This window comes from Nostoc sp., from assembly GCF_036918245.1.
In the GTDB taxonomy this organism is placed as follows: Bacteria; Cyanobacteriota; Cyanobacteriia; order Cyanobacteriales; family Nostocaceae; genus Nostoc.
This window is the reverse complement of the sequence record NZ_JBALEF010000039.1, coordinates 26,494-44,516: the sequence shown is the minus strand read 5'-3', so window position 1 is coordinate 44,516 and position 18,023 is coordinate 26,494. Positions and strand designations below refer to the sequence as shown.

Here is an 18,023-nt window from a genome sequence, read left to right as displayed (position 1 = left end):
ACATCGCATTACATCAAGGATAACGATTAAACAACCACAAAATTGTTGTTTGTTAGTGACAACCCAGGAAATAATCCGGCAAATTGTACCTGAGTAAATGCGCCTGCACTACCATCCTGATCAAAGAACAATGCACCTGTAGTAGAGTTATAAATAAATCGCTCTTTGCTAGTGGTTGCAGATTCTCCAAGTGTAAACTGACTTGCTTGAAGTACACCTGCTGATAAACCGCCACCAAAACCAGCAGCCGACACCTGAATGAGTTCATTCGGTTCATTAATGCTACCGAAGTCACGTATCAGATCGAGACCTTCATCGAAACTATTGAAAACAAAGGTATCAGTACCACCTTCCCCATAGAGCCAATCATTACCCTTGCCACCGATGATGATCGCATCGCCATTACCACCTGTGAGGGTATCATCACCATTGCCACCTTCAAGGGTGTTATTACCACTGGCACCAGAGGCTATCAGGGAATCATTACCATCGCCCCCATCTAATAAATTATTGCCTGTTGAACTGTTAACATTCAATGTATCGTTACCAACACCACCGTTGAGGGTGTTATTATCACTGAAAAAAGGGGTATAGAGAAAATCATTACCATCGCCCCCATCTAATAGATTATCGTCTGCTGAACTCTCAACATACAATATATCGTTACCAGCACCACCGTTGAGGGTGTTATTGCCAAGGGAGCTACTTCTAACGTAATTTCCGAATTCGTCGTAAAAGGAACTCAAGGCCTGTAAAAAATCATTGCCATCGCCTCCATTGAGGAGGTGATTTCCTATTGAAAAACTAATATCCAATAAATCTTCACCAGCGCCGCCATCTATTGTATCGTTACCATTGCCTGAGCGGAGCGTATCATTACCATTGCTTCCCACAAGATAATCATCGTAGTCTGTACCTGTGATATTTAATTGTTCGATATTCTTGTAGCTAAACACTGTTGTGTCCGCCGTCGTCGAAATTGCTCCAATGTTAGTAGTAGGATTGAAAGTCGAAGTAATTCCGGTGGTAGCACTGCTATAACTCAAAGACAAGGTGTCGTTACCTGTTCCCCCGTCTACTGTTTGAGTTACTAACGTAGATAGGGAGTAGAAATTTAAGGAATCATCGCCATTGCCACCATTGAGGGTGTTATTGCCGATGCCACTATTGAGAGTATCATTGCCATCGCCACCGTTGAGAGTATCATTGCCATCACCACCCCTCAAAATGTCATTGCCACTTAAGCCTTCAATAATGTCATCACCCCCTTGACCATTGATCACATCATTTGAATTGTCAAATCCACTAACATTGTTGTCTAGGTCGTTTAAGAAGGTGACTGTGTTTTTTTTAAACACAGTGCTTTGGGTGGAGTTGGCATCGAAGACATCAAAGCTGTCGGTGATGGTAGTTTGCCCATAAAACAGAATATTGCCCAAATCTACGGTGGCTCCAGTAGATTTGGTAAGGTTATCCAGGTTTTCTAGGGCAAAGTTTTCCAGGATGAATCTGGTATCACCATACCCTTGAAACCTGATTGACAAACTTGTGCCATTCTGGGTGAGAAGCAAATTCTTGGCAGTGAAGCCACTATTGTCCTGGAATATCACAGTATCAACTTCGGCTATGACTGCTGCTGTGGGGTTTGTTCCTTTACCTACTCCAGTAAAATCGGCGATTGTATAAGTGCCACCTTTCCCATAGAGCCAATCATTACCCTTGCCACCGATGAGGATCGCATCGCCATCGCCATCGCCACCTCTGAGGGTATCATCACCGTTGCCACCTTCGAGGGTGTTATTACCTGAGGTAAGAGAGGCTATCAGGGAATCATTACCATCGCCCCCATATAATAGATTATTGCCTGTTGAACCGAAAATATCTAATGTATCATCACCATTGCCACCTTTGAGGGTGTTATCACCAGAGGTAGTGGAATAAATGGCAGAAAGAAAATCATTACCATCGCCCCCATCTAATAGATTATCGTCTGCTGAACCGGAAATATCCAATGTATCGTTACCAGCACCACCGTTGAGGGTGTTATCGCCAGAGGTTCTACGCTCAACGTAATTTCCGAATTCGTCGTAAAAGGAACTCAAGGCCCGTAAAGAATCATTGCCATCGCCTCCATTGAGGAGGTGATTTCCTATTGAAAAACTAATATCCAATAAATCTTCACCAGCGCCGCCATCTATTGTATCGTTACCATTGCCTGAGCGGAGCGTATCATTACCATTGCTTCCCACAAGATAATCATCGTAGTCTGTACCTGTGATATTTAATTGTTCGATATTCTTGTAGCTAAACACTGTTGTGTCCGCCGTCGTCGAAATTGCTCCAATGTTAGTAGTAGGATTGAAAGTCGAAGTAATTCCGGTGGTAGCACTGCTATAACTCAAAGACAAGGTGTCGTTACCTGTTCCCCCGTCTACTGTTTGAGTTACTAACGTAGATAGGGAGTAGAAATTTAAGGAATCATCGCCATTGCCACCATTGAGGGTGTTATTGCCGATGCCACTATTGAGAGTATCATTGCCATCGCCACCGTTGAGAGTATCATTGCCATCACCACCCCTCAAAATGTCATTGCCACTTAAGCCTTCAATAATGTCATCACCCCCTTGACCATTGATCACATCATTTGAATTGTCAAATCCACTAACATTGTTGTCTAGGTCGTTTAAGAAGGTGACTGTGTTTTTTTTAAACACAGTGCTTTGGGTGGAGTTGGCATCGAAGACATCAAAGCTGTCGGTGATGGTAGTTTGCCCATAAAACAGAATATTGCCCAAATCTACGGTGGCTCCAGTAGATTTGGTAAGGTTATCCAGGTTTTCTAGGGCAAAGTTTTCCAGGATGAATCTGGTATCACCATACCCTTGAAACCTGATTGACAAACTTGTGCCATTCTGGGTGAGAAGCAAATTGTCGGCAGTGAAGCCACTATTGTCCTGGAATATCAGAGTATCAACTTCGGCTATGACTGCTGCTGTGGGGTTTGTTCCTTTACCTACTCCAGTAAAATCGGCGATTGTATAAGTGCCAGTATTAATCGTGTCGGTGATTCTGCCACTATTAGTCGTGTCGTTGCTTAAGCCTTTGTAAACAAATTTATCCTTACCACCGCCGCCTGTGAGGCTATCTTTACCACCACCGCCTGTAAGGCTATCATCGCCATTACCACCGTTGAGGGTGTTATTACCAGTGGCCCCAGAGGCTGTTAGAGTATCATTGCCATCGCCCCCAGAGAGGAGGTTTTTGCCAGATGAGCGAGAGTTGTAGCTGGAGTCAAAATATCGGTAAATAAAGCCAGAGATATCTAGAAAATCATTGCCATCTCCTCCAAAAAGCAGGTTATCGCCATTTGAGCCACTAGCGCTCAAGGTATCATCACCAGCACCACCGTTGAGGATGTTATCGCCATCTGAGCGAGAGTTAAACGCTCCGTACTCCTCACCTCTTTGATTCCCAGAGATGGAGAGAGAATCATTGCCGTCACCTCCATCTAAGAGGTTATCCCCGAATGAACCGCTAGCATTTAAAGTATCGTCACCAGCACCACCGTTGAGGGTATTGTTGCCTAAAGAGCGATCGTCGTAGTCTGGTGCGTAGGAGTAGTATTTGTCGCTGCCAGAGATATCTAGAAAATCATTGCCATCGCCACCGTTAAGCAGATTATTGCTTGAGGGGGAGTCAGCATAAAAGGTATCGTCACCAACACCACCGTTGAGGGTATTATTGCCCGCACCACCCCTCAATATGTCATTGCCACTTAAACCTTCAATAATGTCATCACCCCCTTGACCATTGATGACATCATTTGAATTGTCAAATCCACTAACATTGTTAGATAGGTCGTTTAGGAAGGTGACTGTGTTTTTTTTAAAGACAGTGCTTTGGGTGGAATTGGCATCGAAGACATCAAAGCTGTCGGTGATGGTAGTTTGCCCATAAAACAGAATATTGCCTAAGTCTACAGTGGCCCCAGTGGATTTGCTGAGGTTATCAAGGTTGGACAGAGCAAAGTTTTCCAGGATAAATCCGGTATTGCCAAACCCTTGAAAGCTGATTGACAAACTTGTACCATTCTGGGTGAGGAGCAAGTTTTGGGCAGTGAAGCCACTATAGCTCTGGAAACTTAGAGTATCCACTTCGGCAATGACTGCTGCTGTTGGGTTTGTTCCTTTACCTACTCCACCGAAATCGGTGATCGTATTAATGTAGTTTAAGCCGCCGTAAAAAAATATATCGTTGCCACCGCCACCAGTTAGGGTGTCGTAGTTATCGTAGTAATCGGAAGTGCCCTTTAGGGTGTCGTTACCGCTGGTTCCAATGATAATTGCCATAAATTTTTCCTGATTGAATCGATTTTTGGAGTAACTTCAGTTGTCAATAATCGAGTTAGTGCTATTTGATGGCACAAATAATCTGCCAAAAGTTGAGGCTTTCGGCATACTTTATTCACTCTTTAGATAGATAGACTCGCCAACTGTTCATTAAAGATTTCCTCTTTAATTAGCTTGCAAACATTACTTATCCCAGTATTGAGGACTATCTAAGTCTTAAGCACTGTACAAAATTTAGTTGGTTTGTCAACGCATAAGTCTTACTAATTTCAAAATAGGGAACACTTGAGACAGCATAAAACAGGAAATCTTTATGCATTCGTTGTCGGCGTAGCTTGCCGCACTTCGACAAAGCTACTTCGGCTGCGCTCAGTACAAGTCAGTGACCACCGTAGACATCGCCCTGGAATTTCTATCTGGAAAATAGGAAACATCGAAAATAACCCAACAATAACTAAATATCGAATATTTACTTAGATGTCTATCTTTTCAAAGAATCTTTGCATATTCTTCATATTTGTAACCGTTCAAGCGGGGGTAGGAGAGCGATGCCTACGGCGGCAAGCTAGGCAAACAATGGTAATCAAAATCTGATAAATTAAGTACACCGAGATGCTAAATATGTATAAGATTTTATGAAAAATGGTATAAAAAAGCTTGCTGTTGCTAAACCCAAGCGAGTTGCGATCGCAATCTTTTCTTTCAGCGTCTTACTTTACAGTCAAGTTGCATCAGCTGCTTTAACTTTACCCCTACGCAGCAAAAAGGGGATGGTGGTTTCAGCCCATCCCCTAGCAAGTGAAGCAGGAATTTCAATGTTACGCAAAGGGGGTAATGCAGTGGATGCAGCTGTAGCCACAACCTTTGCACTTTCTGTAGTTGAGCCTTTTTCGGCGGGAATCGGCGGCGGCGGATTTTTGCTGATGCACTCTGAGAAAACTGGCGACATGAAAGCGTTAGATTTCCGCGAACGCGCACCCCTGAAAGCTACAAGAAATATGTATCTAGATGCAAAAGGAAAGGTGCGTCCGAATGCAAGTATTAATGGTTATTTGGCAGTAGCGACACCAGGAACGGTAGCAGGACTTTATGAAGTGCATCGTCGCTATGGTAAGCTTTCTTGGCAAGAGGTAATGAAACCTGCGATCGCACTCGCTAAAGATGGCTTTATTCTTGGCAATGTGCTAACCCAGAGGCTCAACCAGCGCCAGCAACCAATTCTCAATAATCCAGCAGCGCGGGAAATTTTCACTCACAACGGCGAGTTTTATCAACCAGGGGAGAAACTGGTGCAGCGTGATTTGGCACGCACCTTAACAGCAATTGCCGAAAATCCCCAAAGTTTTTACACAGGAAGTATTGCTCGTGCGATCGCTTCTGATATGGTAAAAAATGGTGGTTTAATTACTCTCGAAGACCTGAAGGCCTATAAACCAATCTGGCGCACTCCCGTTTGTGGCAACTTCCGCAAAGCTAAAATTTGCTCAATGCCACCACCATCATCAGGAGGCGTTCACCTATTGCAGATTTTAAATATTATCGGTGACACTGATTTAAAATCTTTAGGATGGCATCATCCAGACGCGATACATTTAATGGTAGAAGCAATGAAGATTGCTTACAGCGATCGCTCAAAATATTTAGGCGATCCTGATTTTGTCAAAGTCCCTGTACAAGAACTGCTCAGTCCAGCTTACGCCAAAAAACGCCGTCAAGAAATTAATATGCAAATGGCTCGACCCTCCACCAAAGTCAAGCCAGTAGATTTAAATTCAAAATGTCTGCGTCTTCCCTCATCTCCCCCTATTTCCCCTGCCTCATCCCCTTGTCTTCCGCATGAATCTCTCCAAACCACTCATCTGACTGTTGTGGATGAAGAACGCAACGCCGTGAGTCTGACTTTCACGATTAACCTCAGTTTTGGTGCTGGTGTGGTGACACCGGGAACTGGAATTGTTCTTAACAACGAGATGGATGATTTTGCCGCTGCGCCAGGAGTGCCTAATGCTTTTGGTTTAGTTGGTAACGATGCGAACAGTATTGCACCCCGCAAAACTCCCCTATCCAGCATGACTCCCACAATTGTCACAGAAAATGGTCATTTTCGGATGGCAGCAGGCGCACCTGGTGGTAGCACCATCATCACCCAGGTTTTGCAAGTAATCCTGAATGTGCTGGAATACAACATGGATGTTGGTGCGGCTGTTTCTGTTCCACGCATACATCATCAATGGCTACCAGATGAGTTGCGCGTTGAATCTTGGGGCTTGGATGCTCTGACTTTGCAAGACTTACGCCGTCGGGGGCACAAAATTAAGGAAACTACTCCTTGGGGTAATGGTAACGCGATCGCTGTTACATCTGATGGAACTTTAGAAGGAGCCGCCGATCCTCGCGGTGAAGGTTCCCCCAGAGGTTTGTGAGAAAGAGGCGAGGAAGCCAAGAATAACCAATGACAAATGACTATTGATTTTGGATTGTTGACTCTGCGTAACTGCTGCTGCCAAACTCGTTTGCTCGTGAGCTAGGTACTAGTGTCCAACCTGCTTTCAAAAGTTTTTGATAAGTTGCCCAGCCTTTTGAACCACCTGGTATTTGATAATCTGGGACTGCAAAATGTCCAAAAGCTGTGTAGGGACGCCAGGGTTGATTGGGTTCTGTCTGCAAATACAAAATTTTCTCTCCGTCGCCACCAGACTTAGATAACCAGCACATTTGTCGATGCATTGCAAACTCCTTTGCTTTTAGTTAATGATTCATAGTAACTGACTTTTGTCAAGCTAATTATCACCTTTGGGGATAATTTTTTGCCTAATACTTTAGACAAAATGTAATTAAGTTCTATCCACTGCGGGATAATAGCTTAACAACTCATAGCCTGGAAGACAGCTGCTAACGGGACATAAAGATAAACAGCTTTGCCTCACCTTGTCTATTGGGTGAGATTTTTCTCATGTTATCCGCGTTTTTTGCGATTGTGTGTAACAATCACTACTGTTTTGACTGAGGCTGGGAATCAGACTATTTGTTTTTCTGCTTACATATATAAGCAGTTATAAAGTTCTGTTGATTAAACACTCTGAGCAAACAATATAAAATCTATTTTGATGTTGGTTGTATACAATCGTCCGTTTGATGACGAGAAACAATTTCGTATTTATCTATAAGCTAAATTTAAATCCCCGACTTCTTTAAAAAGTCGGGGATTTGGGCAACAAGTTGGGTTATTAGAAGGATGGAGCATACAACTTATCGCTGACAATCTGGCGAATTGTCTCTACTAGTTGGGTGTATGCAAAGTTAGATAAAACTGGTTGTGCTGTTTGCAACTGAATTTGTTGATCTAAATCAATCCATGACTTGCAGCCAGCGTATTTGGCGTAATAGGGAATTTCTTGCTCTTGCGGTAGTTTATATGTCCGCAGGAGGAGAATATAAAGGGGCTGACGTGCTTTCCATTTGAGGCGATCGCTAATAAAATGCTCGTTCCAAATATGGAAAGGAAGTAAGGTGTTGACAATAGACTCGTCACTCACTGGCAAAATATCTGTAATTTCAGCCCAACTGCCAATGCGAACAGTTTCAGGATGCCAGCCTGATGTTACTGGATAGACATTATTGGCATACTCAGCTTTCAGCATGAAAGCTTGTTGATGTTCATAAGTAGGGTAAAGCAAAATTTGCTTGTGGGCAACTTGGAAATGTCCATGTCGTTCGTGGATACCGCCTTTGCGGAGCAACATAATTGTTTTACCATCTTCCAAGGCATTTATGGCCACTGCCCATTCTTTGAGCGCATGAAAAGTTGTAGTCAATTCCATTGGTATCTACTGTAACTCTGATTTAATTTAAAGCTAAGACTGATAAAGTATGAACCTGTCCAAGGCAATGAATTAGGAAGTAGTTATGGAAAAGCGATGTCTACGACGGGCTTCGCCTACGCTAGGTACAAGTGAAGTCAAAATCACACCCATTCTGATGGGAACTTGGCAAGCTGGTAAAAGAATGTGGGTGGGAATTGAGGATGCTGACTCGATTAAAGCAATTCGAGCAGCATTTGAGGCTGGTATCACCACAATTGATACTGCTGAAGCTTATGGTGAAGGACACTCTGAGCAAATTGTCGCTGAAGCTTTATCTGATGTACGAACTCACGTAGAATATGCCACGAAAGTTTTCGCTAACCATCTCAAGTATGAACAAGTGATTAAAGCTTGCGATCGTTCCTTAACTAACCTGAAAACTGATTACATCGATCTTTACCAAATACATTGGCCCTCCGGCGCTTTCAATAGTGAAATAGTACCTATCGAAGAAACTATGAGCGCTCTTAACCTGCTTAAAGAGCAAGGTAAAATTCGAGCCATTGGTGTTTCCAATTTTTCCCACGCCCAGTTAGCAGAAGCAGCAAGTTATGGACGTATTGATAGTTTACAACCACCCTATTCTTTATTCTGGAGACAGGTAGAACAAGATGCATTGCCCTATTGTATCGAAAACAATATTTCTATTCTTGCTTATTCGCCTTTAGCGCAGGGGTTGTTAACAGGAAGATTTGCTCTCGGTCATAAATTTGACCCAACAGATAACCGTGCTAAAAATAAACTGTTTCAAGGCGAAAACTTTGAACGTGCCCAACAAGCCCTAGAAAAACTGCGTCCTATAGCCCTTCTTCATAATTGTACCCTTGCTCAGTTAGCTTTAGCCTGGTTAATTGCTCAACCTCAAACAAATGCGTAGACGCGTCATAGCGGCTTGTCGCCAGACATCGCCGGAGGACGTTATCCCGAACAAGCACGAGACAATGCATTAGCCGCCCAAATCAAGCTTTCTACCGCCGAATTGGCAGAAATTGATGCCATTGGCCGTATTGTCACTGACCATCTGGATGACAATCAGATTATGTGGGATTGATGACAATGCAGTTTGGTTACTATGCTTAATCTATCCAAGATCCCTTTAACTTTCTTCAAAAGAGAGTCGGGGATCAAATTTATGGCTCTAGATTGCAAAATCTAACAAAACGTCAACTTTAGTAAATCAAGGGTTGCAACTCACAAATTAAGTGATAATTTAGGTAGTAGGACACCAAACAAAATAAAACCAAACAAAAAGGGTTAATGACTTAGTGTCCCCTTGTCATCAGCCCAAGCAGATTTCAGCATATCAAATGTAATAGAAGTGGCAAAAAGCCTAATGTAGAGGGCAAAACCAAATCCTAAAGCGGAAAAACGCAAGAATGCTGAGTTTGTTAGTTTTTCAGTCCACCCTAGTTATTAACCTTCAGTTAGTTAATTAGTTTAAAATTTGAAACCTGTAAACTCGATAAAACCTGGTCAACCTCGACCAGGTTTTTGGTATTTTATTGTAATATGATTTTCTCAGTACAGCAGGGAGTGCCAGTGGGGCTTTGTTGGGTTGCACTTTACTTAACCCAACCTACAATTTTTCTTAATCCAAGCGTATTGGATGGACTCTAGCTAATTTTCCAGCAGGGAATAAAATAGGACAGCAACATATCCTGCTAGGAGAATTTGATGAGAAATTATCGCTTTTTAAATAAAATTACTACAGTTATAATTGTAGCTGCCCTTTCTTTTTCCTGTAAGTCTTCTGTTACTAGAAATGCAGAACAGGCAAAAGCAACTGATAAATCGAAGCCAAAATTAAATCTTATCTATGGCGATTTAATTATTAAAGAACAATCAGATTATCTAATGATTACTGTTAGTTTTGCAGAGCAAAATTAAGATAAAAGAATTGATTATTCCTTTCACGTTCTTATGAAAATGAAAGGAATAATCAATTATATAACATCATCTTTTATCAAAAGCAAGGTAGTGAAGCTCATCTTTTATTAAATAAAAAAGCCATTATCACCTCCTTCGATTTATTGGAGGTAAAAGCGGCAGATAAGCCCACTACAAAAGTTTGGTTATATAAAATCATTGACCAAGATACAAATATAGATAAAAAACTTAACAGCGAAGATGGTACTATTGGCTATCTTTCTGATTTATCAGGTAAAAACCTCCAGCAAATTACCCCAAATAATACTCGAATAATCAGTTGGGTTGTTGTTCCAAGTGAAAATGCAATTTTTATAAAAATTATTAAAGACTCAGATAATGATAAAAAGTTTACAAAAGAAGATAAAACAAATTTTGTGAAGGTTAACCTTGATAAAATCGGTATGGGAATTGAGATTATTAGTGACCAAATAGAGCAAGAACTTAAATCCTACGTTTTTCAATAAGCTTATTCGTAGTAAGCGGCTTCCGCTGCTTACTACAAATCTTTAATTATTCACGCCCATTTACTTAGACAATACCCAATTGCGTAAAAGTTGATTTACTCCATCGGGTACTTCATCATGGGGACAATGACCTGCTATTAAGAAATGCTCTGTGAGTTGAGGACAATATTGACGAAACTTTTGAGAACGTTCTCTAGGATTCATCCACGGATCGGCTTCTCCCCATAACATCAATAAAGAACAAGTTAATTGCTTTAGTAATACATCAACTTTTTCCCCTTGAGGACTGCTAAAAACTGAAACAAATACATCCAATGCACCCGGATCAAAAGCAGGACGATAAATTTCTTCTACCAATTGGTCTGTAACTGCACTTTTATCAAGGTATACCTTTTCTAAAGTTTGGCGAATTACCCAACGTTGTCGTACATATTGAAATAACACAAACTGAGCTAAAGGTTGTTGAAAAATCCATTTAACTGAGTCACCCAGAAGTTTCTCTAAAGAAGAGGGTTGTTTGGGTGGCTGAATTTCGCTTTGCAAAGCTTCCGGTTCAGATGTCAGCTGGCTTTCACTAAAAGGCCCGGCACTATTGAGCAACACTAATCCAGCCGCGCTGTCGGGACGTTGTGACGCAACACACAAGCAAGCATAACCACCAAGAGAATTACCTGCTAATACTGCTTTTTGACCAATCACTTCACTGATAAAATCATGAAGTTGGTCGCGCCACAAGTCGCCACTATACTGCAATTTTGGTTTTGCTGATCGCCCGAATCCCAAAAGGTCGATCGCAAATACTTCAAAATCTTGACACAATCCTGTGATATTCTTGCGCCAGTGGTCTGTGGAAGCACCAAATCCATGTACCAAAAGTAAGGGTGGACGTTGCGTTTGTTTCTCTCCCGCACGCACGTAGTAAACATTGTGTCCGCGCCACTGCCAATATTTACCAGGAATTGGAGTTGTAGAGGAGGCTGTAGTTGCCTGCATGATTTAAAGAAATGTTAAGGAGCTTTTAATAATTGTAGGCTAGCTGAAGAAGCAGGGGAGCAGCGAGATGACAAGTGACAAGTGACAAATGACAAATGACAAAATTAATTACAGGTAAAACTAAACTACTAGGAGTCATTGGACATCCGGTGGAGCATTCGCTGTCGCCAGTGATGCATAATGCAGCGCTCGCACAATTAGGATTAGATTATATTTATCTACCTTTTCCGATTGAACCACAGAATTTAGAGGTGGCGATCGCAGGTTTAGCTGCTGTTGGGGTTGTCGGCTTTAATGTGACAATACCTCATAAACAAGCAATCATCCCCCTACTCTCAGAAATTACACCCCTGGCTCAAACTATCGGAGCTGTGAATACTGTTAGCCGCCAAAATAACCAATGGGTAGGCACAAATACAGATATAGAAGGATTTATCGTCCCTTTGCAGACAACGTATAAACAAGATTGGAGTCAAAAAGTAGCGGTAATTTTAGGCAATGGTGGTGCAGCCAGAGCAGTTGTAGCAGGTTGTACTCAGTTAGGTTTTGCCCAAATTCATGTTGTTGGGCGCAATATGCAGAAATTAGAAGAATTCCGCAATAGTTGGAGCAATTCTCCCCTAGCAGATAAATTCCAGGTTCATCAATGGGAGGAATTGCCAAAGCTCATTCCCCAAGCAAATCTGCTGGTAAATACAACCCCGATTGGGATGTATCCCAAAGTTGATGAATCGCCTTTGAGTGTAGAAGAAATAGCGAATTTACCAACGGGTGCGATCGCTTACGATTTAATATATATTCCTCAACCAACACAATTTCTCCAGCAGGCACAAAAACAAGGCGCAATTGCGATCGATGGATTAGAAATGCTAGTTCAACAAGGGGTAGCAGCATTAAAAATCTGGTTGCAGCCGGAAAATTTGCCTGTAGAAGTGATGCGCCAAGCGTTACAAAATCACCTGGGTTTAGAGGAATGATAAAACTTATTACCCCCCTTAATCCCCCCGATGCATTGGGGGGAAATCACATATCCGGTTCCCTGCCCGATGCATTGGGGGGAAATCACATATCCAGTTCCCTCCCCAATGCATCGGGCAGGGTTAGGGTGGGGTAAAATTTAGCGTAAACTCAGCCATTAATTAGATTTTCTATAGTATCGGCATCATTCGGCAATGCGGCTGTTAAAACTTCGCTACCTTCTGTAGTAACTAAAACATCATCTTCAATGCGGATTCCACGCACATCGGCAAATTCCGATAAACGCTGCCAATTCACCACATTCTGATATTTTGAACGGACATTAGCATCATTTAAAATTGCTGGTACTTGATAAAAACCAGGCTCAATTGTGACTAACATTCCTGGACGCAGGGGACGATTTAAACGGAGATAGCTTAAGCCAAAGCGATCGCTCCTTTCACGTCCCTCTTCATACCCTGCTAAATCGCCCAAATCTTCCATATCATGCACATCTAAACCCAGTAGATGGCCGATACCATGAGGAAAAAACAGCGCGTGGGCATCGATTTCTACTAAATCTTCGGGATTTCCTTGTAAAATACCTAACTCTACTAAACCTTCAGCTATGACCGTAGCCGCTAGCAAATGAATATCCCCATACTCTACACCAGGCTGGATTTTGGCAATGCAAGCATCATGGGCTGCCAACACAACATTATAAATATCTCTTTGCGTAGATGAAAACTTACCCGAAACTGGCCATGTGCGAGTCACATCACCTGCCCAACCCGTCTGGGTTTCACCGCCAACATCGGCAAGCAGTAAGTCACCTGGTTGTAAACTATGGTGATACTGCTCGTTATGCAAAACTTCACCGTGAACAGTGACAATGCTGTTGTAAGAGGTAGTCATATTGTGGGCAATAATTACCCCTTCCATCGCTGCACGAACTTCTGCTTCTAGTTTGGCTTGGGGTGTTGCTGCCATCCCAGCTTTGTGAGCTTTTACGGTGACAGCCGCAGCTTTTCGCAACTCGGTTAATGCACCATCATCGTGGGTGAGGCGAAGAGAAACGATCGCCTTAGCTAACTCCAAGTCAATTCCTTGGGGAGGACTTTGTGGTAAAACCCATCTATTTAATAGCTGCGATTGCTGCGTCCAAGTAGCTGCATCTTGTACTGCAAGGGTGGCGGCATCTTCTAGCCAAGACTCTAATTCTGCCATTGGTCGAGCTACATCTGCCCCAATATTCTCGGCTATTTCTTCGCGCGTTGGCATTTCTCCATGCCAAAGGGCGCTGTTGGGTGACGGATCGTCGATGAATAGTTCTAGCTTGCCCGCTTCTAGACGAATTGCCGCCTTTGGTAATGGCAATCCGGCGAAATAGAGGAAATGACTGTTAGCACGAAAGGGAAAGGTATTGGCGGGAAAGTTGCGCGAATTGTTGCTACCTGACCACAGAATTGCTGGAAAATCAATGAGGTTGGCTAGTTGTTGCCGTCGGTGGCGTAAAGTATCGCTAAGGGAAGTAGAAGTTTGTTGGATAAGCATAAATGTAAACTCCAAGAACAGGATAAAGGTGATAGTTATGCCTTTATTTAGTCGTTATCGTCTTTATCGTCATCTTTTTTATCATTTTTGCGATCGCCATCTTTATCGTCGTCATCTTTGTCGTTCTGGTTAGGCTGCTGGTTAGGTTGTAGGACTGGTTTTTCTTGCTCAATTGGAGCAGGTGGCTGTGGTACTTCAACAGCACAGCTAACTAATCCTCCAGAAATTAGCGCTAAGTTGACAGCAGCAAAGATGCTTTTGAAGATTTTTATCCTCACGTTTTCATTTTGCTTTAACATTGACTTTAGTTTTTGAAGATTGTATTCCTAATTTATAAGGTACTGTATATAGCGGTTCTCATTTGGATTACAGCAGTTTTCATGTATTTGAACCACATCTGTTGTAGGGGCGCAAGGTCTTGCGCCCCTACCTCTGTGCGCCCAAATCATATCGTGTCCGTATAATTAAGTAGACCTCTTGCATAAATCCAAAATAAGAACCCCACCCCGCCAAAGCTACGCTTTGTCTCCCCTCCTCGCTTGCGGGGAGGGGTTGGGGGTGGGGTGTTAGGGACTTTTGCAAGAGGTCTAGTAAGTCGGCGTGAAAATTTGTCGTTGCGTTAACTTTCAAGGTGAATCTAATGGGACAAATCATTACTCAGGTTGATGCTTTTACCAATACACCTTTCGCAGGTAATCCTGCTGCCGTCTGTGTTTTGCCTACTCCTCAAGACGAGCGCTGGATGCAAAACGTAGCGCAGGAGATGAATTTATCTGAAACAGCTTTTTTAGTCAGACAGGATGATGGCTTTAATCTGCGTTGGTTTACGCCGATGGTGGAAGTGCCGCTTTGTGGTCACGCAACTTTAGCTAGTGCCCATGTACTTTGGTCAGAGGGACATTTATCACCTGATGAAGTTGCACGTTTTTATACCAAGAGTGGAGTACTAATTGCTAAGTTGCAAGGTGAGTGGATTGAGTTAGATTTTCCTGTGAATCACTCACAAGTAACAGTCGCTCCTCCAGAACTCAAGCAAGCTTTGGGTGTACCCTACAAATCTGTCTTGCAGAATTCACTAGGTTATCTAGTGGAACTGGAATCTGAAGATTTGGTGCGGCAAATACAGCCCAATTTTCAACTACTCAAAACCTTACCGATTTCTGATGTCATTGTCACCAGCCTCACTGACTCTGATTCTCAATATGATTTCGTCTCTCGCTTCTTTGCACCGGGATTAGGTATTAATGAAGACCCAGTTACAGGAGCGGCTCATTGCTGTCTTGCTTCCTTCTGGCGCGATCGCTTGCACAAAAATGAGTTCTTAGCTTATCAAGCATCCAGTCGCGGTGGCGTGGTGAAGGTGTATTATGACGGGAGCGATCGCGTCTTTCTCGCCGGACAAGCGGTAACTGTGTTGCAAGGTGAGTTATTTACCGCATCAACCTAATATTACAAATCAATAATATCCGGCAAAAACTCACCATCAAGAACTTGGGCAATGGAATAAGGACATTCCACTGGAAACGTATTTATTGGTAGTTCAGTTTCATTACTAGCAGCTTTCAATCCCCGATGATAGCACTGGGCTAAAACTTCTTCTGGATAAGATTTAAGGCTGGGACTCTCTTGCAGTAAATCTGCAATTTTGTGGCGCTGCTGATCAATCGTATTTCGCCAACAGCCACTCCGCAAACTAGACTGATGTTGCCACTTGAGCAAATGCTGTAATAATACTTCCAAGCAGCTTTTCAACTCTCGTCGTTCTGACCATCCCAAGCTTTCAATCTCCTCAATCACAGCATCCCAGTCTACTTGTCCAAATTGTCCAGCCCGAATGAGTTGTACAGTTTTTTCTGTCCATGCTGCAAAGTCTGTTTCATACAACTGGGCTGCGCTTTTCGGAATCTGGGTCATGAGCTTCTGCAATCTACCGTATACTAGCTAAATTGGAGATACTTTACGCCCATTTTAACGTCAAGAAAGCGATCGCATCTTTTTAGCCATACAAGCCGTAACGCGCTTATCTTGAAGTGTTGATGCTGAGGTGGCAGGCGTAGAATTTAACTTTTCAGACATCCTTTAATAAAAAACTTGCAAGTGAGGTGAAAAAATGGCAGCCGTGTTTGATAACATAGCTCTCCAGTTTCAAAAACTTAATAAATTGCCTTATCGCTTGTATGGTGAGGCATATACATACTTAAATTTAATCGGAGATGTTGCCGGGAAATCAATCCTCGATCTAGCTTGTGGAGAAGGATTTTTCACACGATTGCTCAAACAGAATGGTGCTGCACGTTTGGTTGGTGTGGATATTTCCTCAGAAATGATCAAATTGGCAAGACTTGAAGAAGCTTCTGTTCCACTTGAAATTGAATATATCATCGCTGATGTCATGGAAATTGGTTCTATTGGCAGCTTCGATCTTGTGGTAGTCTCCTACTTGCTGAATTGCGCTTCAACTAAAGAGCAACTACTCGAAATGTGTCAGGCCATAGCAATTCATCTGAAACCTGGTGGTCGATTCGTCAGTTTGAACAATAATTTAGAACTGCTTCCAGAGTTTTATCATAAACATGAGAAATATGGCATTGCTAGGAGATGTGCCCAGTCGCTGCAAGAAGGTACTCCCATCACCTTAACATTGAGCATTCCTGATGAAGGTGAGTCTATCAGTATTGATAACTACTACCTTAGCCAAGCGACTTATGAATGGGCCTTGATGAGTGCTGGTTTTAAAGAGATCCGCTGGCACTATCCAACAGTCTGTCCCAAAGGCATACAGAAATTTGGCTTTGAGTTCTGGCAGGATTACATTGACTATCCCGATATGATAGGCATTACCTGTCTAAAATAGCTGTCTATGCAGTTGGTTATATCATGTCTGCCAAATCACTCATAATAAAAGAACCCCACCCCCAACCCCTCCCCGCTTGCGGGGAGGGGAGCTAAAGCGCAGCTTTTGCGGGGTGGGGTTCCAGTTATTATGGGTGATTTGGCGGACATCATATTAGGGGCTGTTAGGGAGTTTTGCAAGATATCTAATGTTTGTCAGGCGAAACAATTGCATTGTCACGGGAAACAATCGCATTGTCACGGGAAACAATCGCATTGTCAGGCGAAACAATCGCATTGTCAGGCGAAACAATCGCATTGTCACGGGAAACAATCGCATTGTCACAGGAAACAATCGTATTGTCACAGGAAACAATCGTATTGTCAGGCGAAACAATCGCATTGTCAGGCGAAACAATCGCATTGCAGAAGATTGAGTTAAAATTGCACGTCAATACAAACACTAAACCGCAAGAGCAGACTTTTAAAGGAGAAGCAACTGTCACAATATTTAAACAAGCCTATATTTTAATTTCAAAAATGTCTGCTAAACACAAAGATAGTAGAAGTCCTATCCAATCTCGTGATTGGCCAATTGAGCAATTACCTGGACTGAGCCACGAAGAACAATCTCAACTCCAAAATTGTGGAATTACTAGCACAGTAGCCCTAGTCAAACAAGGTAAAACTCTAGAGTCAAGACTGGTGTTAGCAAATAAACTACAGATTCATCTTCAATATGTAAATAAATGGATGGCTTTAGCTGACTTGGCGCGTATTCCCAGTGTCGGAACACAATATTGTGGTTTATTGCTTCATGCAGGTATTGGTTCTGTAGTGCAGTTAGCTCAAACTCCCACTCACAGATTGCACCAACAAATTATGCGCTTGCAGGTAGCAACAATGCAACGCCGAGATTTGTGTCCAGCAATTGAGCTAGTACAACAATGGAGTCAGCAAGCGAAAATAGTGCTGAGTGGTGAGTGCTGAGTGCTGAGTGGGGGAGGATAATTAATAACAAATGACAAATGACCAATGACCAATGACCAATGACAAATGACAAATGACCAATGACAAATGAC

Annotated in this window: 15 protein-coding genes and 1 pseudogene; 9 read left to right on the top strand and 7 right to left on the bottom strand. The window is 42.6% G+C overall.

Features of this window, described 5'->3' with window-relative positions; genetic code table 11:
- Positions 1–26: 26 nt before the first annotated feature.
- Complete coding sequence (locus tag V7L12_RS09155; RefSeq protein ID WP_335084030.1) at positions 27–4,349, bottom strand: beta strand repeat-containing protein; 4,323 nt, start codon at positions 4,347–4,349, stop codon at positions 27–29.
- A 635-nt stretch (positions 4,350–4,984) separates the two neighbouring features.
- On the opposite strand from V7L12_RS09155, the gene ggt reads away from it, so the two are divergent.
- The gene (gene ggt / locus V7L12_RS09150; RefSeq protein WP_335084028.1) at positions 4,985–6,772 is read left to right on the top strand and encodes a gamma-glutamyltransferase; all 1,788 of its coding nucleotides are present in this window, start codon (positions 4,985–4,987) and stop codon (positions 6,770–6,772) included.
- 40 nt (positions 6,773–6,812) lie between these two features.
- Here ggt and V7L12_RS09145 read toward each other — a convergent pair whose 3' ends face one another.
- Both V7L12_RS09145 and V7L12_RS09140 read right to left on the bottom strand, forming a co-directional pair.
- Positions 6,813–7,076 carry a hypothetical protein gene (locus tag V7L12_RS09145; protein ID WP_334823320.1) on the bottom strand — a complete coding sequence of 88 codons (264 nt, stop codon included), beginning with the start codon at positions 7,074–7,076 and terminating at the stop codon, positions 6,813–6,815.
- 500 nt (positions 7,077–7,576) lie between these two features.
- Positions 7,577–8,170 carry a DUF1802 family protein gene (locus tag V7L12_RS09140; RefSeq protein WP_442947879.1) on the bottom strand — a complete coding sequence of 198 codons (594 nt, stop codon included), beginning with the start codon at positions 8,168–8,170 and terminating at the stop codon, positions 7,577–7,579.
- Positions 8,171–8,255: 85 nt separating this feature from the next.
- Here V7L12_RS09140 and V7L12_RS09135 point away from each other — a divergent pair.
- The 3 genes and pseudogenes from V7L12_RS09135 (at position 8,256) to V7L12_RS09125 (ending at position 10,605) form a co-directional block, all read left to right on the top strand.
- A pseudogene (locus V7L12_RS09135) lies at positions 8,256–9,263 on the top strand (aldo/keto reductase).
- A 623-nt stretch (positions 9,264–9,886) separates the two neighbouring features.
- On the top strand, positions 9,887–10,099 hold the full coding sequence (locus V7L12_RS09130) for a hypothetical protein (RefSeq protein ID WP_335084026.1): 213 nt from the start codon (positions 9,887–9,889) through the stop codon (positions 10,097–10,099).
- A gap of 143 nt (positions 10,100–10,242) precedes the next feature.
- Positions 10,243–10,605 (top strand): hypothetical protein, encoded by a 363-nt coding sequence (locus V7L12_RS09125; protein WP_335084024.1) that lies wholly within the window; start codon positions 10,243–10,245, stop codon positions 10,603–10,605.
- A gap of 60 nt (positions 10,606–10,665) precedes the next feature.
- On the opposite strand, the gene V7L12_RS09120 is transcribed toward V7L12_RS09125, so the two are convergent.
- Positions 10,666–11,598 (bottom strand): alpha/beta fold hydrolase, encoded by a 933-nt coding sequence (locus tag V7L12_RS09120; protein WP_335084022.1) that lies wholly within the window; start codon positions 11,596–11,598, stop codon positions 10,666–10,668.
- 95 nt (positions 11,599–11,693) lie between these two features.
- On the opposite strand from V7L12_RS09120, the gene V7L12_RS09115 reads away from it, so the two are divergent.
- The gene (locus tag V7L12_RS09115) at positions 11,694–12,575 is read left to right on the top strand and encodes a shikimate dehydrogenase (protein ID WP_335084020.1); all 882 of its coding nucleotides are present in this window, start codon (positions 11,694–11,696) and stop codon (positions 12,573–12,575) included.
- Positions 12,576–12,726: 151 nt separating this feature from the next.
- Here the strand turns inward: V7L12_RS09115 and V7L12_RS09110 are convergent, their stop codons facing one another.
- Together V7L12_RS09110 and V7L12_RS09105 are read right to left on the bottom strand one after the other, a co-directional pair.
- Positions 12,727–14,109: an aminopeptidase P family protein gene (locus V7L12_RS09110; RefSeq protein WP_335084018.1), complete on the bottom strand. Its 1,383-nt coding sequence runs from the start codon at positions 14,107–14,109 to the stop codon at positions 12,727–12,729.
- Positions 14,110–14,156: 47 nt separating this feature from the next.
- Positions 14,157–14,408, bottom strand: coding sequence for a hypothetical protein (locus V7L12_RS09105; RefSeq protein ID WP_335084016.1), 252 nt, complete (start codon positions 14,406–14,408; stop codon positions 14,157–14,159).
- 341 nt (positions 14,409–14,749) lie between these two features.
- Here V7L12_RS09105 and V7L12_RS09100 point away from each other — a divergent pair, with 341 nt between their 5' ends.
- Complete coding sequence (locus V7L12_RS09100; protein ID WP_335084014.1) at positions 14,750–15,556, top strand: PhzF family phenazine biosynthesis protein; 807 nt, start codon at positions 14,750–14,752, stop codon at positions 15,554–15,556.
- 2 nt (positions 15,557–15,558) lie between these two features.
- Here V7L12_RS09100 and V7L12_RS09095 read toward each other — a convergent pair whose 3' ends face one another.
- The gene (locus tag V7L12_RS09095; RefSeq protein ID WP_335084012.1) at positions 15,559–16,023 is read right to left on the bottom strand and encodes a DUF29 domain-containing protein; all 465 of its coding nucleotides are present in this window, start codon (positions 16,021–16,023) and stop codon (positions 15,559–15,561) included.
- A 196-nt stretch (positions 16,024–16,219) separates the two neighbouring features.
- Between V7L12_RS09095 and V7L12_RS09090 the strand changes: the two genes are divergently transcribed.
- The 3 genes from V7L12_RS09090 to V7L12_RS09080 all read left to right on the top strand — a co-directional run bounded on the left by V7L12_RS09090 (position 16,220) and on the right by V7L12_RS09080 (position 17,931).
- Positions 16,220–16,963 (top strand): class I SAM-dependent methyltransferase, encoded by a 744-nt coding sequence (locus tag V7L12_RS09090; RefSeq protein ID WP_335084010.1) that lies wholly within the window; start codon positions 16,220–16,222, stop codon positions 16,961–16,963.
- Between the two features lie 187 nt (positions 16,964–17,150).
- Complete coding sequence (locus V7L12_RS09085; protein ID WP_335084009.1) at positions 17,151–17,378, top strand: hypothetical protein; 228 nt, start codon at positions 17,151–17,153, stop codon at positions 17,376–17,378.
- Positions 17,379–17,481: 103 nt separating this feature from the next.
- On the top strand, positions 17,482–17,931 hold the full coding sequence (locus V7L12_RS09080; RefSeq protein ID WP_335084052.1) for a DUF4332 domain-containing protein: 450 nt from the start codon (positions 17,482–17,484) through the stop codon (positions 17,929–17,931).
- Positions 17,932–18,023: the final 92 nt, after the last annotated feature.

Bases quoted from the DNA above. Each gene is read 5' to 3' on its own strand.
- V7L12_RS09130 (WP_335084026.1), top strand. From the start codon at position 9,887: ATGAGAAATTATCGCTTTTTAAATAAAATTACTACAGTTATAATTGTA.
- V7L12_RS09110 (WP_335084018.1), bottom strand. From the start codon at position 14,109: ATGCTTATCCAACAAACTTCTACTTCCCTTAGCGATACTTTACGCCAC.
- V7L12_RS09120 (WP_335084022.1), bottom strand. From the start codon at position 11,598: ATGCAGGCAACTACAGCCTCCTCTACAACTCCAATTCCTGGTAAATAT.
- V7L12_RS09085 (WP_335084009.1), top strand. From the start codon at position 17,151: ATGTTTGTCAGGCGAAACAATTGCATTGTCACGGGAAACAATCGCATT.
- V7L12_RS09155 (WP_335084030.1), bottom strand. From the start codon at position 4,349: ATGGCAATTATCATTGGAACCAGCGGTAACGACACCCTAAAGGGCACT.
- V7L12_RS09145 (WP_334823320.1), bottom strand. From the start codon at position 7,076: ATGCATCGACAAATGTGCTGGTTATCTAAGTCTGGTGGCGACGGAGAG.
- V7L12_RS09090 (WP_335084010.1), top strand. From the start codon at position 16,220: ATGGCAGCCGTGTTTGATAACATAGCTCTCCAGTTTCAAAAACTTAAT.
- V7L12_RS09095 (WP_335084012.1), bottom strand. From the start codon at position 16,023: ATGACCCAGATTCCGAAAAGCGCAGCCCAGTTGTATGAAACAGACTTT.
- ggt (WP_335084028.1), top strand. From the start codon at position 4,985: ATGAAAAATGGTATAAAAAAGCTTGCTGTTGCTAAACCCAAGCGAGTT.
- V7L12_RS09140 (WP_442947879.1), bottom strand. From the start codon at position 8,170: ATGGAATTGACTACAACTTTTCATGCGCTCAAAGAATGGGCAGTGGCC.
- V7L12_RS09115 (WP_335084020.1), top strand. From the start codon at position 11,694: ATGACAAAATTAATTACAGGTAAAACTAAACTACTAGGAGTCATTGGA.
- V7L12_RS09080 (WP_335084052.1), top strand. From the start codon at position 17,482: ATGTCTGCTAAACACAAAGATAGTAGAAGTCCTATCCAATCTCGTGAT.
- V7L12_RS09100 (WP_335084014.1), top strand. From the start codon at position 14,750: ATGGGACAAATCATTACTCAGGTTGATGCTTTTACCAATACACCTTTC.
- V7L12_RS09105 (WP_335084016.1), bottom strand. From the start codon at position 14,408: ATGTTAAAGCAAAATGAAAACGTGAGGATAAAAATCTTCAAAAGCATC.